We start from the raw sequence: 14,380 nt of genomic DNA, 5'->3' as shown, positions 1-14,380 counted from the left end.
AGGACTGTCACACCTTCAACGAGCTTGACAGGTGGTCACGAAGATCTTGCGAGGTGCTTGGCGTCCACCAATGATCCGGTATCGGTTGCGCATATAAGTTACGAGCTTCGTTACCGAGCAAAAGGCGCAAGGAAGGGATGACAGTTGAAGGCAGCGCTCTGATTTCTTGTCCCGGACGCAAATCGCGCAAGCGCATCTCAATGGGAATCGTATGCTCTTTCAATACGACGTTGGGGCTCTGCTGTAGTTCTTCCAATATCTGTGGAGTCTCTCGGCGGTGCGGGAAGTAAGCTACTGGCCCTTCCTCGGCTATGGAACGAATCCATTCCAGATATGCTTCGGTATGAATAATTCCGTCTGCGGCCATGGCCGAACCGATGAGCAAGGTAGGCTCGGTGAATCGTTCGGCGACGGGTTGGGTAGCTAACCATTCGAACTTATGCTGAGCGAACTTGATGCCCAGCGCATCCATACGCTCCCTAATTTCCGGTTCAACCTGCAGGGCAGAGACGATCAACAGGCGTCCCTCCTTGGCCAGGCCGCGCAGACGGTGCCACATTGCCAACCCGAGGCCCTGACGGGCAGCTGTTTTTTTCGCGCGGGCACGCACCACAGGTGTAGGTTCAGCGCTGACAAGCTGACGTATCAGTGCCAAAGTGGCTAACCCATCATCAATGATGATAATTTCCTTGGACTTGACCCCGGTCAGCATAGCGCGCTGTATCCGGCCCGAATAGGCATCGCCAGTGACGTACCTGTCTCGCGCAGAGCTAGGCTGCGGTGGTCGTTTAGCTGCAGTCATGAAGTGCAAACCAGCCGGCGAATTTTTCAGCAACGCGCCGGTGGTTGCCTCTAGCGGCATCCCTCGTCGAGGAATGATGCGCACTTCATCTCCGAGCAATCCGGCAGCGTGAGTTTCCACTGCCGAGAGCAATTGCAAGGGAGATTCCACCCATACGTGGGCGGTGCCAAAGCGTGGCCGTGGCACTTCCTGGGTGTCGGGATGGGAAATTTTGATCATCGTATCGTTCATTTTGCCAGTCGACTCAGGGATTTGGACATGGAGTCCAAGGTCCGAGAGCCGTGGCGCAACATGTGGCGAGATACTCCACGGACCTTGGCAGGCACCGAACGACGTGCTTGCAAGTGGGCCCACTGGGGAGGCAGTGCAAGTTTGGTGATGCGCCGACGCTTGAAGTGCGCGGAATACACGCCGTAGTGTTCGGCAAGGAAAGCTTCGGCTACGGAGCGCAAATGCGGGAGCTGTTTGGACTGCATGCAATAGGAAATGGCAGCGAGCAAGTCACTGAACATGTCGATGCTTCCGGCTCGAGCGGGCACCGGCAGGTCCTGTACAAAAAGTCCGTGGATGATTGACAGCGGAATTCGGTTCGAATTCTCATAGGGCGCCAGCAACTGCAGCATCTTGGCGGTACCCACTGCGTGCACCTGGGTATCGAGCACGTATTTGGCGGTGACCAATGCCGTGGAGAAGCAGGAGATGACAACTTCAGGCTTCGCCGCGAGGATCACGGTTTCGGCCAGATGATCGGTATCGAGCAGGTGGAAATCCAGATCGAGATCTTGGGCGCGTGCGCGCAAGCGGGCCGCTGAAGTGGCACTGGCCGACGGGTGGGCCTTGAACAAGATGGTATGCAGTCCGCGGTCCTTGGCGGCCCGGAGCATCTGCTCGTGCAACTCAAGTTCTTCTTCGGCATCCACCAGACCAAGTGAGCCTAAATATTGGCCAAGGATCAGGGCGGCACCCTCGGGTAACTGCAGATTCGACTCTTCTGCCAGTTGGGCGAAGACCGGCGCCAGCGCGGAGGCCGGCAAGACCAGACGCGATGGTTGTTGCTCGGCAAGCAGCTGCGGCTCCAGACCCGGCACCAGATCCACGTGGATGGTCCCGGCCAGACGCTGAGCCATCGGGACCTGAAGTTTATTGCGCGTCGGACCGTAGGACATCAGCCCGTCCGAATGCACCCAGAGCGAGGCATCGAAGAAGATTCGAGCCAGCGCTCGCGCGGGGTTTACCTGAATCGATTCGAGAACAAGCGTCAACCGCTCCTCTCCCAGGTCCCAAGCGCTGCGCAGCAATCGTTCGAAGATGAGCAGTTCGTCTTCACGTGGGTTGAACTGGGAAGGTCTGCGCGGCGAAATTAAGGCGGCGAAATCCACCACGCGATCGAATCGCGCGGCAAGCTCGGCGAATCCCGGGGCTTCATCCAGTGGCGTGGTCAGTTCGGGCAATTGCGAGCCATTGGCGAGTACAAGGACATATTCATCTGCCTGTGGCAGTAGTCCGGCGTCGGCCATGGCGGCCAGAGAAGCTAATTGAAAATAGCTGCTGGCCTCGACTAAAGCGATCATTTAGCGGCTCCGACCTGAAGGAAGGAAAGGATGTGGCGACGGCGCGCAATATCCATTTCGAGCGCTACCTGTTGTGCGATATTAACGTCGATGGTCGTGAAGATCTTTCGTAGCTGCTGTTTCATTTCAAGACGCACCTGTGGCGGGTAGTGCTTGGCGCGTTTCTCGTGGTGGCAAACGATCGCGAAGAACTGCCGCATCGCTTTGGGCAGATGGCGTTCGGCGTGCTCGTGGGCGCGCACCTCGTCCAGGATCCGTGCATAGGCCGGAATGAAGCCCAGCTGGCGCTGGTCGAAAACCTGGGTGAGCGAACCGGGCAACCCGCGGCGGTAGAACACCCCGGGGTAGGAAATGACCGCGTAGCGGCTGGTACGCAGGTGCAGCTTCCACAGCCATAGCCGGTCTTCGGCGCTGTGCAAGTCCGCGTCGAACAGGTAGGTGTCCTTGGTGCGCATCAGTTCGGTGCGATACATTCCCGCCCAAACGAAGGCATAATCCACCATCGAGGGGGAGTCGATCGGCTCGATATCATCTGCTGGGTGCAGTGGCAGGCCGCGCAGGGCCTGCGGAGCGCGGTGCAGCACCCGGTTGGTCCCGGTGACACGAACGTGGTCGGTGCGTACGAAATCCACGTGCAGATCTTCCAAGGCAGCGGCCAGCGTTGCGAGGTGCTCCGGAGCGTACCAGTCGTCCGGGTCAAGGAAGGTGAAGAATTCGCCGGTGGCCATCTCGAGCCCGGCGTTGCGGGCCGCGGAGACTCCGGAATTCTCGATGAGGCTGACCAATTTGAGGCCTTCGAGCTTTTGCTGGTAGCCAAGCACCAGATTCGCGGTCTGATCGGTGGAAGCATCATCGACCACCAGCACCTCTAGTTCCCACTTGCCCAGCTTCTGGCGGGTCAACGAGGTAAGGGCATCGCAGATGTATTCCTCCTGGTTATAGGCGGGAATCACCACTGATATACGACCGGGGATCAAACTCATGGTTCCTTCTGGGCTAGGCGGGGCAAAAATAAACGGCGGTTGGACCCGTCGGTGAGTCCAACCGCCGGTTGTGTGCCGTGACTAGGCGTCGACGCGGCGCAGGCGCGAGAGCGGTGCCAGCTCGCCTGGGAAGACCTTCTTCACGCCGTCACCCATGGCCTGCTCGAGGATGCGGATGTCGCGGATCAGCGATTCGAAGCCCTTTGGCTCCAGCGAGGAAGCCTGATCCGAGCCCCACATGGTGCGGTCAAGGGTGATGTGGCGCTCGACGGTGACGGCGCCCAAGGCGACGGCTGCCAGCGAGATCTGCAGGCCGCGCTCGTGGCCCGAGTAGCCTACCGGAACCTGGTAGCGGTCGCGCAGGGTCTCGACCATACGCAGGTTCGCCTCTTCTGGAGGCAATGGGTAGGTGGAAGTTGCGTGCATCATGACCAGCTTGTCGGTGCCCAGGGTTTCCACCGCGGTATCGATCTGCTCGATGGTCGACATTCCGGTGGACAAGATGATTGGCTTGCCGGTCTGCGCGAGAGCCTTGAGCAGCTCGATATCGGTGACCGAAGCGGAAGCTACCTTGTGGGTGACGGCACCCTGGTCTTCCATGAACTCAACCGAAGGAACGTCCCATGGGGAAGCGAAGGCGTGCAGGCCCTTGGAAGCCGCGTAGGAGATGAGCTCCTTGTACTGGGCCTGATCGAACTCGACGCGGTAGCGGTAGTCCAGGTAAGTCATGTCGCCCCATGGGGTGGAGCGGATCTTGTCGCGCATGTCCATCGGGGTGGAGATGTCCGGGGTGCGCTTCTGGAACTTGACCGCGTTGGCGCCGGCCTCGGCCGAGACATCGATCAGCTGCTTGGCGATCTCGATGTCGCCATTGTGGTTGATGCCGATCTCGCCGATGACGTAGACCTGCTGGCCGGTGCCGAGCAGGGATTCGCCGATGGCTACTGGCTTGATTTCGGTGTTCACGGAGGTCATTGACTTGCCTTTCATTGGGAAAACTTTGGGTTTCAAACTAGTGAATTGGAGCGGGCCGTCAGGACCAGCTCGGCGAGCTCGCGAACGGCACCGTTCCCGCCGCTGCGGGACAGCCGGTGGCGTGCGGCACGATGCACCTCTTCGCTGGCGTCGGCGACTGTGATTGGCCAGCCGACCAGCTCCATTGGTGCCAGATCGTTGATGTCGTTGCCTACATAGGCAACGCGAGCCGGGTTGATCGATTCGTCGGCCAACCAGCGGGCCAGATATTCGGCCTTGTTGTCGATGCCGTGGGCGACCTCGACGTTCAGCTTTGCCGCTCGGGCGGCGACTACCGGGTTTCGTTCCTTGGACAGAATCAGGAACTTCACGCCGGCCGCTCTTAGCCGGGCTACGCCCATGCCATCGGAGCGCGAAACGCGCACGGTTTCGGTACCGTGTTCGTCCACATAGGCTGTGTCCGGGGTATGCACCCCGTCAAAATCGGTGACTACAGCATCAACAAGAATCGGTTCGTTGCGCTGCGGGACGCGCAGCTGCGCCAGCGCCAGATCCGCTTCGGTGTCGATGTCCATCCCGTGTTCCGCGGCGACCTCGCAGATGCGAACTCGGCCGAAGAACCGGTGCTTGACCGCTTGGAAGCCGATGGTGTCCATCGCGTAGAACGCTCCGGTCTCCAGCCAGCGGGCCTCGCGGTCTTGGCGGCGCGGCCGGTTTGCCGCGTCATGTCCGCTGGCTACCGCGAGCCCTTGGGCATCGGCGGTCCAGTGGAATCCATGGTCGGGCACCGCGGCGAAGCTGACTTCGGCTTCGCCGTCGCGGACCGCACCTACAGCCGCGTCCAGGTCCGCAGGATCGATCAGCGGGCTGGTGCATTGAATGAACAAGGTGATATCCGGAGTGTCGGAGACCTTGGACAAAACATCGAGAAGCACCGCTTCGCTGCTAGCCGTGTCTCCGGCGATATCTGCCGGTCGGCTGATCACGGTGGCCCCGTAGGCGAGGGCCTCGGCCTTGATTTGTTCATGATCGGTGCTGACCACGACTTCGCTGACTGTCGTCGCAGAACGCGCCGCAAGGATGGCCCTGCCCACCAGGGAGATGCCCCCGATGGTGCGTAGATTCTTGAGCTTAACGCCCTTGGAACCACCCCGGGCTGGGATGATCGCTAGGACGCTGGGCTTGTCGGTTTTACTCACATCCATGAGCCTAGGAAGCCGAGTTGTCCACCTGCCCTACATCAGGTTAACGCAGGGTGAAGAACAGGTTTAGCTTGCTGGGAATAACCTGTATGCCCATGTCATTGAGCTTATCCAGTCGTTTTACGGTTCCAGGGCGTCTAGTTGGCCACGCAGTACGGTTAAATGCTCGTCGAGCTTCCGGCGTCCTTCACCGGTGAAGCGGTGGGCCTGCATATCCAGGATGGCCCGGGCGCCAGACTCATCTACCTTCAAGAGGTCGCTCAGGGTCGTTACGGCGGAGACGGGCGAATCGGATTTTTCGATTGCCGCGAAAACCTCCTCGCGCCGTTCGATAGCTAGGGCCAGAGCCTGAAGAAGCTGCATCGACTGGCTCAGGGCTTCCTTGGATTGACTATGCATAGTGGCATCCTGCCACCTGCTCGAATGCGATCGAAGGGGTGCGAATAACCGAATCAGCGGACTAAATGGTGCAGCGCGGTGTCTCGGCAAACTAGGCTGGAACCTATGAGTGCCCCGAAAAAGCCGAACCAGCGTGGTCCGCTGCGAATTACCGTCCCTTCGAGGGCCGACGGATTCCTGCGCCAGTTCACCGCGCTGATCGGCGGCCCGTTAGGCCGTCACAGCGATCCGGGGCGAGTCAGCCCCGGATTCTTCAGCATTGAACGCGTCATGATCTTGCTGACCACACTCGGCGCGCTGCTCATGCTCTTGGCTAAGAACCCCTGCAGACTCAATGGTTGGGGCGGCTCAAACCCCTACGTATATGCCTGCTACACCGATTGGGTCCCGCTCTTTGGGGCGCGCGGATTCGCCGACAACCCGTGGGTTCCGTTCAGCAGCGGGGCAGAGTTCGAGTACCCGGTGCTGATGAGCGCTGTGGCCTCGGCGGTTGCCGCGCTGGTCCCGCAGGGCCTTGAGAATCGTTCGCTGCTCTACTTTGATATGAACCTGACTATCGTGGCGATCCTCTGGGTGGTCACCGTGGTGTGCACGCTGCGCATGGGCGGGCGTCGCCCGTGGGACGCGGCGATCGTGGCGATCGCACCGGGCATCATCCTGACGGCGAGCATCAACTGGGATATGTGGGCCGTTGCCCTGCTGGCCATGGGCATGCTGTCCTTTGCCCGCGGACATACAATCCTTGCTGGGGTGCTGATCGGTTTGGGCGCGGCGATGAAGATCTACCCGTTCTTCATTCTCGGCGCGATTCTAGTAATCGCAATTCGCACCGGGAAGCTCAAGGTCTTCTGGACGACCGGCGGCGTCGCCGCAGGCACCTGGGTCCTGGTAAATCTGCCCTACGCGCTGGCCTACCCGGATTCCTTCAAGCACTTCTTCACCTTCTCCTCGGAACGCGGTGCCGGGCTTTCAAGTTTTTGGCATGCGTGGAACGCAGTGGCTGCGAAGACCGACTCCATGGGCACCTTCGAGGCAGAACAGATCTCCCGTTACGGCCTGGTTCTATTCTTTATCCTGTGCGTCGGCGTTGCGGCGCTCGGTCTGCTGGCCAAGCGTACTCCTCGCTTGGGGTCGCTGGCATTCCTCATTATTGCCTCCTTTGTGCTGGTCAATAAGGTCTACTCTCCGCAGTTCATTGTCTGGCTGATTCCGTTGTTCGCGCTGGCATTGCCGCGCTGGCGGTTGTTCGTGGTCTGGATGATCGTGGAAGTCGCCCACTTCTACGGGCTTTGGAACTATCTCGATGCGTTCTCCGGGGAGAAAGATCCACATAAGATCTTCCCGGAAATCGGCTACGTTGTGCTTGTGCTCGCGCATATGGCCATGCTTGCCTACCTGATGTTCCAGGTGGTCCTCTCGATTCTTGATCCGCGCCGCGATCCAATTCGCGCGGTAGGCCAGGATGACCCACTGGCTGGCGCCTTCGCCGGAGCCAAAGACGTTTTCACCTTGCGCGGGCTGCGCAAGTCCAAAATCACTTCGCAGGAGCAACAGGTATGAGCTCGATTGCAGTGGTTGGTTCTGGGCCCAACGGCTTAGCCGCCGCTGCGGTGGCGGCCCGAGCGGGCATGCATGTCGAGGTATACGAGGCGAACGAGACGATCGGCGGGGCCGCGAGAACTCAACCTCTGGAGGGTTCGAGTGCGAAGTTCGATCTAGGTAGCGCGGTGCATCCGATGGCGATGCTCTCCGAGGCAATGCATGAGCTCAACGTGCACGAACGGGTTGAATTTATTGTTCCGGAGCTATCCTTTGCTCATGTGCTTGACGAACGCACGGCCTACGCCTGGCGGGATTTGAAGCGCACCGGTGATGACCTGGGCCCACGAGACGGCGCCGTCTATACCCGGCTGCTTGGCCCTTTGGTGGACCGAATGACGCAGCTGGGGGACACCTTGCTCAACCCCTTGCTGAAAGTCCCGGCGCATCCGGTGACCCTGGGTATCTTTGGCGCTGCAGCGCTAGGCGGCATGGCGCTCAAGGATGTGCTGGCAGGGAAATTCCCGCAGGCGGCTGCGCTCTATGCCGGCTGCGCCGCGCACGTGGCTGGTGGATCGCGCGGCCCGGCGAACGCCGGAGCCGGGCTATTTCTCGCCGCCGCGGCGCATAGCCAGGGATGGGCTATCCCACGCGGGGGATCGCAGGCAATTTCGGACGCGCTCGCCGCGGAAGTTACCGCCCACGGGGGCAAAATCCATACCGGGCACAGGGTGTCCCATGTCGATGAGTTGGATGCCGAATCGGTTCTTCTCGATACCTCTGCCGAAGATGCGGCGAGACTGACCACCGGAAAAATCCCGGACAAACTAGCCAAGGCATTGTCCAAGACCCGGCGCTCGCCGGGGAGCTGTTTGGTGCATTTTGTGCTTCGCGAAGCAATTCCATGGAAGGACCCGGTTCTGGGTCAGACCGGAACTGTCCATCTTGGCGGGACGGCTCTCCAAGTGGGTCGGGCTGAACGCGCAGCCAATCGGCGTACCGCCGAGCATCCATACTTGATCGTCGCGCAGCCCTCGGTATTTGACGATTCGCGGGCCCCGGGTGGAGAACAGGTCATCTGGGCTTACTGCCACGTTCCACTGGGCTCTGCGGCAGATATGCGACGCCAGATCACCGCTCAAATTGAAGCGGCAGCTCCGGGCTTTCACGACTTAGTCAAGGAAACCTACGTCGTTCCGGCCACCGGGTTAGAACGGCAGAACGCAGCGCTGGTGGGTGGTGACCTCTCGGGCGGAACCATGGACCTGCTCGGCAGCGTCATGCGTCCCCGGTTCTCCCCGGAGCCTTGGTACTTGCAGTCCAAGGGACTATACCTAGTTTCTTCGGCAACGCCTCCGGGCCCGTCGGTACATGGCATGGCCGGATATCTCGGAGCCAAAGCAATGCTCCGTCGCGAATACTCTCACTGAATATAGGATCTAAGGACTGTTGATGGATTCGACGTACTACGGGATTTTCCCGGCGTTCATCTTGTTGATCTTGTGGGCGGTTTTCATTGTTCGTTACCGCAAGGACCCGCGCCGATTGAGCAACGCGATATTGCTCTTTCCATTGGTGCTGGGGACTATCTCGCTGTGCATCAACCTGCTTACCAGTCTGGTTCCCGGCCTCGGACTGGTGCTTGTGCTGGTCTTCTTGCTCACTCCACTGATCTATATCTTGTTTGCAGGCGCATTAATCCACAACGGTGTCGTGATGTGGCGCCGCGAGGGCCCGAGGATGTCGAATTTGCTCTCGCTGGCCGCGGGACTGGCGGTGCTTGGACTGCCCGTCGCCGCGTTCGTGATCTTGTCTATTAACACTTGGTGGGCCTATGCGTTCGCCTTTGTTCTGTTCATGTCGTCCTCGCTGGCAGCCTGCCTCTTCTCCATGCTGTTGCTCTATGCCTGGGTGCAGGCGAAGTTCCCCTCCAAGGGGCAGGCAGCCGCGGTGGTGGTGCTGGGGGCACGCACCATTAAAGGCAAAGTCACTCCCTTGCTGCGTGGGCGATTGGATAGGGGAATCTCGCTTTACGAAACCGCAGCTGAGCCTAAACCCTTGTTAGTTCCAAGCGGTGGACAAGGTGGCGACGAGGTGGAGCCCGAAGGCGTCAGCATGGGACGCTACCTGCAGGAACAGGGGATACCTGCGGAACAGATCATGATCGAAGATCAGGCCAAGGACACCATCCAGAATCTGACCTTCTCCGATGCGTTGGTACGCCAACGGACAGGTGAAGGCCAGCTATGGGTGGTGACCAGCGATTATCACGCGCTGCGGGCAGGATTCGCATCGCGCCAGCTCGGGTTGGACGCCCGGGCTTTCGGGGGCAAAACCGCTGCCTATTATCGTCCCAGTGCCTTCTTGCGTGAATGCGTGGCAATTGTGAGAGACCACAAGCTGATCATGGGGTTGCTTGCACTACCTTTCGCCGCGGCGGTCATCGGAGCCTTGATGCTTCTGCTGAACTACGATCACGTGCTCTAAACAGCGCGAACGTGCACCTATAGGTGTATGCGGATCGTTGCTGAGCCTCCGGCTCAGTCTTTGGAGTGAGAGCCAAAATCAGCATTCGGGGCGGTGCTTTCCTGCAGTTCGGTTTCTAAGCTGGAAGTATGATTCAGGCACATGAGTTAACCAAAAAATATGGTGCGAAAACCGTTGTCGACAACGTGTCGTTCACGGTGCAGCCCGGAATGGTCACCGGATTCCTCGGCCCCAATGGCGCCGGTAAGTCAACGACCATGCGCATGATCGTGGGCCTTGCCAAGCCGACCGTTGGGCAGGTCGCCGTGAACGGCAAGAACTTCACCTCCTCCAAGCACCCGCTGACTGAGGTCGGCGCGTTACTTGAAGCCAAATCTGTGCATAAGTCGCTCTCCGCACGCTCCCATTTGCGAGCCATGGCGGCCACCGGCGGAATTCCCACTTCCCGGGTGGATGAGGTTCTGGAACTCACTGGCCTGAGCCAACTGAATCGCAAGAAGGTTGGCGGTTTCTCGCTGGGCATGGGACAGCGTCTGGGGATCGCTTCGGCACTGCTGGGCGACCCGCAGGTGCTGATTCTGGACGAACCGGTCAACGGACTGGACCCCGAGGGTGTCGCCTGGGTGCGCAACCTGGCCCGCCAGCAGGCAGCCGAGGGGAAGACCGTGTTCATCTCCTCGCACTTGATGAGCGAGATGGCGCAGACCGCTGATCATCTGATCGTGATTGGCCGCGGTCGGATCCTCGCGGATGCCCCGATCAACGAGTTCATCGATGACGGGCTATCGCAAACCATTGTCCGCGCCAGCGATCTGGAGCTGTTGATGAGCAGCTTGGCGGCCGATGGAGTGCAGCTGACCCGCCTGGATGCCAGAACCCTGCGGGTCTCCGGCCCGGATTCCGAATCAATCGGCCGCCGCGCCTTGGAGGCGGGAATTGTGCTCAGCGAGCTTCGCCCGCTGCAGCGAACCCTGGAAGACGCGTACATGGAATTGACCCGCGACGAGGTCGAATACAAATCACAAATACTCAACGAAGCAGTTGCCGGAGGAACGAACTAATGAGTACTCACCTCGCAACCCCAACACGCGGCAAGGTCACCTTCGGCGGTGTGCTGCGTTCGGAATCAATTCGTTTCTTCTCGCTGAATTCCACTCGTATTCTGCTGCTTGTGGCGATCGTGCTCAATATGGGCATTGCCGCCATTGGCGTGTGGGGAGTTGGCTCCTTTGCCGGTGATACCCCGCCGATGCCAGGGGTCCCGGATATGACAAGCGCGGCCTTTACCGCGGAGCTCGTCGGATCCGGCCTGGCTTTCTCCCAACTGATCCTCGGCGTTTTGGGCGTGCTGCTCATCAGCGGTGAATTCACCACAGGTTCCGCGGTGAGCACCTTCTTGGCCAGCCCGCAGCGCCTGCGCGTGCTGGCTGCCAAGGTGGTGCTGATTACCTTGCTCAGCGCCATAGTCCAGGTCATCGGCGGAACCCTTGCCTACCTGGTATGCATGCCACTGGCCAAGAACTACAACATGAAGCTGGACTACTTCGGCGGCGATTTCCAGAATGTGCTCTGGTACGGAGTCTTGGCCGTGGTGATGGCTGCGCTGATCGGTTTGGCGCTGGGCGCACTGCTGCGCAACTCTGCCGGTGGAATTACCTCCCTGGTGGCATTGTTCTTCGTTCTTCCCGCGGTCACCGGGCTGCTCACATTGGTTGCCGACTGGGTTCAGGACATCGTGCGTTTCCTTCCAGATAATTTGAGCATGTCATTGGCCCTGCCGCTGTCCTACCCCAGCGAGCTTGAGCAATGGCAGCAGCTGCTCGGGGTAGCCGGATGGACGCTGATCCCGCTAATTCTCGGTGCGTGGTTGCTGAAGAGCCGCGACGTCTAAGACGCGTTGAAATAACTGAACAAACTAGACTGGATGACATGAGCCAAACATCGCTGCAGGAGCCGATAGTCTCCTTCGACGAGCTGGCGGCCAAGCGGATGGGCCGGGTACGCAGGTACCTGCGCACCCATCCGCGTGTGGTCGTTGTGGGAACCGTAGTTATTTACTTTTTCTTGGCCCTCCCCAACACCGTCATGATGGCCTACTTGCCGCAGGTGCCTTCGGCGTTCTATTTGCTGCTGACGGTGAGTATCGGGCTGGTGCTGCTCGGGCGCCGCAAGGCGCCGTTGACCGTGCTGAGCATCGTTTTCGTCCTTGAATTTGTTGGCATTTTGATTGCCGGCCAAAGCGGCGGAATGGGCGGGGTCGGCATGGCCATTGCCCTGTACACGGTGGGAACCAGTTATTCCGGACGGCGTGCGATCCCCATCGCACTGCTTGCCGGCTGCTTCCAACTGTTGATGATGGTGCTGATGGGTTACCCGGACCTGTCGGACCTGACGGCGGAACCAGGTGAAGAAAACCTCGATGACGCCGCAGCCTCCGGAATCCTCATCGGTGTCACCGGCGGATTCCTGATCGGAATCTACGCGGCGGCCGCTGCCATTGGAACGAACATCCGCAATGCGCGTATTCACGAAGCCGAGCTCAACCATTGGGCTTCGCAGGTCTCGCGCCTAGCCCAGGTGCAGGAACGAAATCGCATCGCCCGCGAAATGCATGACGTGGTCGCCCACTCGCTCTCGGTGATGATTGCGCTGTCCGAGGGGGCGCGCGTGGTCGGTCGGCGCGACCAGGAGCGCTCGGAGCAGGTGCTCAAAGAACTCTCTGGCACCGGCCGGGCGGCGCTCGCCGATATGCGGCGCATGCTCGGGGTCTTGCGCCAGAATGAGACCGGTGAGCCGGAGCTAAAACCAACCGGAGGCAGCCTCGAGCAATTACTTGAAGGCTTCCGTGTTGCCGGATTGCCACTGACTTACACGTACTCCGGCAAGCCACTTCCCGAAGACGTTGCTTTCCAGCTGACGGTCTTCCGCATTATCCAAGAGTCATTGACTAACTCCTTGCGCTACGCCCACAATGTCAGCAACGTGCAGGTGCGGATGGAACGCTGCGCGAGCCAGGTGCGGATCGAAATCATCGATGACGGTGATGCGACCCGTGTGCCAAGTGTCGGTACCGGCCAGGGGCTGCGCGGGATGCGTGAACGCGTGGCGCTTTTTGATGGAACGGTAAACGCTGGGCCGGCGGCCAATGGAGGTTGGATCGTTAAAGCCACTTTGCAATTGCCCGAATGCAGCAACCAGAATCCAAGTCCCAAGGAGTAGCTCATGGAAGAAAATATTAAGGTGCTGCTGGTCGATGACCAGCCACTGCTGCGCATGGGCTTCCGGCTGATCCTCGAAGGTGAAAGCGATATGCATATCGTGGGGGAGGCCGCAGACGGTTTGGAAGCGTTGACGCAGACCGCCGCATTGAACCCGGACGTGGTGCTCATGGATGTGCGGATGCCGAAGATGGATGGCCTGGAAGCTACCGAACGGATTGCCAAGCAGTACCCGGATACGAAGATCATCATCTTGACCACCTTCGACCTGGACGAGTACGCATTCTCCGGTTTGCAGGCGGGTGCGAGTGCTTTCTTGCTCAAGGATGTGGCTCCCGAGGAACTCGTCTCCGCGGTGCGTCTGGTTGCTTCCGGGGATGCCGTTGTTGCCCCGCGTGTGACCGCTCGGCTGCTGGAGACCTATGTGCGTAACGGCGCCAAGGGACAGCCGGCGAAGAACGCCGAGGCTCCGGAACGCGATCCACTGCTCGATGATCTGACACCTCGTGAGCAGGAGGTGCTGCGCGCCCTGTCCGAAGGGTTGTCGAATGCGGAGATTGCGCATCGGTTTTTCCTCTCCGAGGCGACAGTTAAGACACATGTGCGGCGCATTCTGACCAAGCTGCATCTGCGAGACAGAGTGCAGGCCGTGGTTTATGCCTACGAGACCGGGTTGGTCATCCCTTCCCAGGGGCTGGACTTCTAAGGTTCGAACAAAGAAAAACGCCGCTGGCTACACCCGCATCGGGTGCAGCCAGCGGCGTTGTCGAGCTTAACGGCGGTTCTGCGCCTTACGGTCTTTCCTGGCTGTGGCGCGCAGCTGAATCACGCGGGCCGCCCCGGCAGCCGCGATGAGCAAACCACCTGCAACTGCCGCGATGAACAGTGCCAAGCCGAGATTCACCTGACCCTCATAGGTGAAGTAGCGCAACGTCACCTGATCCTGATTCTGGGCAATGAAAATGATCAGCAGCACCAGAACAATGAGGCCCAGAACGGATGCGGTCCAGATCCGTCCGAGCTTTGTTGCAGGCAACTTTGTCTCTGGTGCCGGCGGCGCGGTCTTACCCTTGGATTTCTTCGGTTTATCAACCGGGGCAGGCACCGGTTTCGTTGCCGCAACCTCTTCTGGATGTGGTGTTGGCTCGTGACCTACCGGGATCTGATCTGGGTTGTGAGGAGTCGATGTCATGATTCCGCTCGT

At 59.8% G+C, this 14,380-nt stretch carries 14 protein-coding genes; 7 read left to right on the top strand and 7 right to left on the bottom strand.

The genetic code is table 11. From position 1 onward, the window contains the following. Nucleotides 1-7: 7 nt before the first annotated feature. From LG294_RS18160 to LG294_RS18135, 6 genes are all read right to left on the bottom strand, one after another. Nucleotides 8-1,033 carry a hypothetical protein gene (locus LG294_RS18160; RefSeq protein WP_404288262.1) on the bottom strand — a complete coding sequence of 342 codons (1,026 nt, stop codon included), beginning with the start codon at nucleotides 1,031-1,033 and terminating at the stop codon, nucleotides 8-10. Further along, nucleotides 1,030-2,373, bottom strand: coding sequence for a polysialyltransferase family glycosyltransferase (locus LG294_RS18155; protein ID WP_404288261.1), 1,344 nt, complete (start codon nucleotides 2,371-2,373; stop codon nucleotides 1,030-1,032). The genes LG294_RS18160 and LG294_RS18155 overlap by 4 nt, the downstream gene beginning before the upstream one ends. Next, entirely contained in the window at nucleotides 2,370-3,356 is a 987-nt protein-coding gene (locus LG294_RS18150; RefSeq protein WP_404288259.1) for a glycosyltransferase family 2 protein, read from the bottom strand. Before LG294_RS18150 ends, LG294_RS18155 begins: the two co-directional genes overlap by 4 nt. 81 nt (nucleotides 3,357-3,437) lie before the next feature. Continuing rightward, entirely contained in the window at nucleotides 3,438-4,331 is an 894-nt protein-coding gene (locus LG294_RS18145) for an N-acetylneuraminate synthase family protein (RefSeq protein ID WP_404291828.1), read from the bottom strand. 32 nt (nucleotides 4,332-4,363) lie between these two features. Continuing rightward, the gene (locus tag LG294_RS18140) at nucleotides 4,364-5,530 is read right to left on the bottom strand and encodes a cytidylyltransferase domain-containing protein (RefSeq protein WP_404288257.1); all 1,167 of its coding nucleotides are present in this window, start codon (nucleotides 5,528-5,530) and stop codon (nucleotides 4,364-4,366) included. Nucleotides 5,531-5,653: 123 nt separating this feature from the next. Further along, complete coding sequence (locus tag LG294_RS18135; RefSeq protein ID WP_404288255.1) at nucleotides 5,654-5,932, bottom strand: DNA gyrase subunit A; 279 nt, start codon at nucleotides 5,930-5,932, stop codon at nucleotides 5,654-5,656. A 105-nt stretch (nucleotides 5,933-6,037) separates the two neighbouring features. Here LG294_RS18135 and LG294_RS18130 point away from each other — a divergent pair, with 105 nt between their 5' ends. From LG294_RS18130 to LG294_RS18100, 7 genes are all read left to right on the top strand, one after another. Beyond that, nucleotides 6,038-7,492 carry a glycosyltransferase family 87 protein gene (locus LG294_RS18130; RefSeq protein WP_404288253.1) on the top strand — a complete coding sequence of 485 codons (1,455 nt, stop codon included), beginning with the start codon at nucleotides 6,038-6,040 and terminating at the stop codon, nucleotides 7,490-7,492. Beyond that, the gene (locus LG294_RS18125; protein WP_404288251.1) at nucleotides 7,489-8,901 is read left to right on the top strand and encodes a phytoene desaturase family protein; all 1,413 of its coding nucleotides are present in this window, start codon (nucleotides 7,489-7,491) and stop codon (nucleotides 8,899-8,901) included. Before LG294_RS18130 ends, LG294_RS18125 begins: the two co-directional genes overlap by 4 nt. Before the next feature lie 22 nt (nucleotides 8,902-8,923). After that, a complete protein-coding gene (locus tag LG294_RS18120) occupies nucleotides 8,924-9,958 on the top strand; it encodes a YdcF family protein (RefSeq protein ID WP_404288249.1) in 1,035 nt (344 codons plus the stop codon). A 128-nt stretch (nucleotides 9,959-10,086) separates the two neighbouring features. Then, complete coding sequence (locus tag LG294_RS18115; RefSeq protein WP_404288247.1) at nucleotides 10,087-11,019, top strand: ATP-binding cassette domain-containing protein; 933 nt, start codon at nucleotides 10,087-10,089, stop codon at nucleotides 11,017-11,019. After that, nucleotides 11,019-11,849, top strand: a complete 831-nt coding sequence (locus tag LG294_RS18110) for an ABC transporter permease (RefSeq protein WP_404288245.1) — start codon at nucleotides 11,019-11,021, stop codon at nucleotides 11,847-11,849. Before LG294_RS18115 ends, LG294_RS18110 begins: the two co-directional genes overlap by 1 nt. Nucleotides 11,850-11,887: 38 nt before the next feature. Next, entirely contained in the window at nucleotides 11,888-13,177 is a 1,290-nt protein-coding gene (locus LG294_RS18105) for a sensor histidine kinase (protein ID WP_404288243.1), read from the top strand. 3 nt (nucleotides 13,178-13,180) lie between these two features. After that, the gene (locus LG294_RS18100) at nucleotides 13,181-13,882 is read left to right on the top strand and encodes a response regulator (protein WP_404288241.1); all 702 of its coding nucleotides are present in this window, start codon (nucleotides 13,181-13,183) and stop codon (nucleotides 13,880-13,882) included. A gap of 66 nt (nucleotides 13,883-13,948) precedes the next feature. Here the strand turns inward: LG294_RS18100 and LG294_RS18095 are convergent, their stop codons facing one another. After that, nucleotides 13,949-14,368 (bottom strand): lipopolysaccharide assembly protein LapA domain-containing protein, encoded by a 420-nt coding sequence (locus LG294_RS18095; RefSeq protein WP_404288239.1) that lies wholly within the window; start codon nucleotides 14,366-14,368, stop codon nucleotides 13,949-13,951. Nucleotides 14,369-14,380 lie beyond the last annotated feature (12 nt).

The sequence above is a fragment of the Glutamicibacter arilaitensis genome, from assembly GCF_044793945.1.
Lineage (GTDB): Bacteria > Actinomycetota > Actinomycetes > Actinomycetales > Micrococcaceae > Glutamicibacter > Glutamicibacter arilaitensis_B.
The sequence above is the reverse complement of the archived record's forward strand: the minus strand, read 5'-3'. Positions and strand labels throughout refer to the sequence as shown.

What these genes read in the sequence shown, in the direction of transcription:
- LG294_RS18130 (WP_404288253.1), top strand. Translation starts at nt 6,038, where the DNA reads ATGAGTGCCCCGAAAAAGCCGAACCAGCGTGGTCCGCTGCGAATTACC.
- LG294_RS18120 (WP_404288249.1), top strand. Translation starts at nt 8,924, where the DNA reads ATGGATTCGACGTACTACGGGATTTTCCCGGCGTTCATCTTGTTGATC.
- LG294_RS18160 (WP_404288262.1), bottom strand. Translation starts at nt 1,033, where the DNA reads ATGAACGATACGATGATCAAAATTTCCCATCCCGACACCCAGGAAGTG.
- LG294_RS18135 (WP_404288255.1), bottom strand. Translation starts at nt 5,932, where the DNA reads ATGCATAGTCAATCCAAGGAAGCCCTGAGCCAGTCGATGCAGCTTCTT.
- LG294_RS18100 (WP_404288241.1), top strand. Translation starts at nt 13,181, where the DNA reads ATGGAAGAAAATATTAAGGTGCTGCTGGTCGATGACCAGCCACTGCTG.
- LG294_RS18155 (WP_404288261.1), bottom strand. Translation starts at nt 2,373, where the DNA reads ATGATCGCTTTAGTCGAGGCCAGCAGCTATTTTCAATTAGCTTCTCTG.
- LG294_RS18115 (WP_404288247.1), top strand. Translation starts at nt 10,087, where the DNA reads ATGATTCAGGCACATGAGTTAACCAAAAAATATGGTGCGAAAACCGTT.
- LG294_RS18145 (WP_404291828.1), bottom strand. Translation starts at nt 4,331, where the DNA reads ATGACCTCCGTGAACACCGAAATCAAGCCAGTAGCCATCGGCGAATCC.
- LG294_RS18105 (WP_404288243.1), top strand. Translation starts at nt 11,888, where the DNA reads ATGAGCCAAACATCGCTGCAGGAGCCGATAGTCTCCTTCGACGAGCTG.
- LG294_RS18095 (WP_404288239.1), bottom strand. Translation starts at nt 14,368, where the DNA reads ATGACATCGACTCCTCACAACCCAGATCAGATCCCGGTAGGTCACGAG.
- LG294_RS18150 (WP_404288259.1), bottom strand. Translation starts at nt 3,356, where the DNA reads ATGAGTTTGATCCCCGGTCGTATATCAGTGGTGATTCCCGCCTATAAC.
- LG294_RS18110 (WP_404288245.1), top strand. Translation starts at nt 11,019, where the DNA reads ATGAGTACTCACCTCGCAACCCCAACACGCGGCAAGGTCACCTTCGGC.
- LG294_RS18125 (WP_404288251.1), top strand. Translation starts at nt 7,489, where the DNA reads ATGAGCTCGATTGCAGTGGTTGGTTCTGGGCCCAACGGCTTAGCCGCC.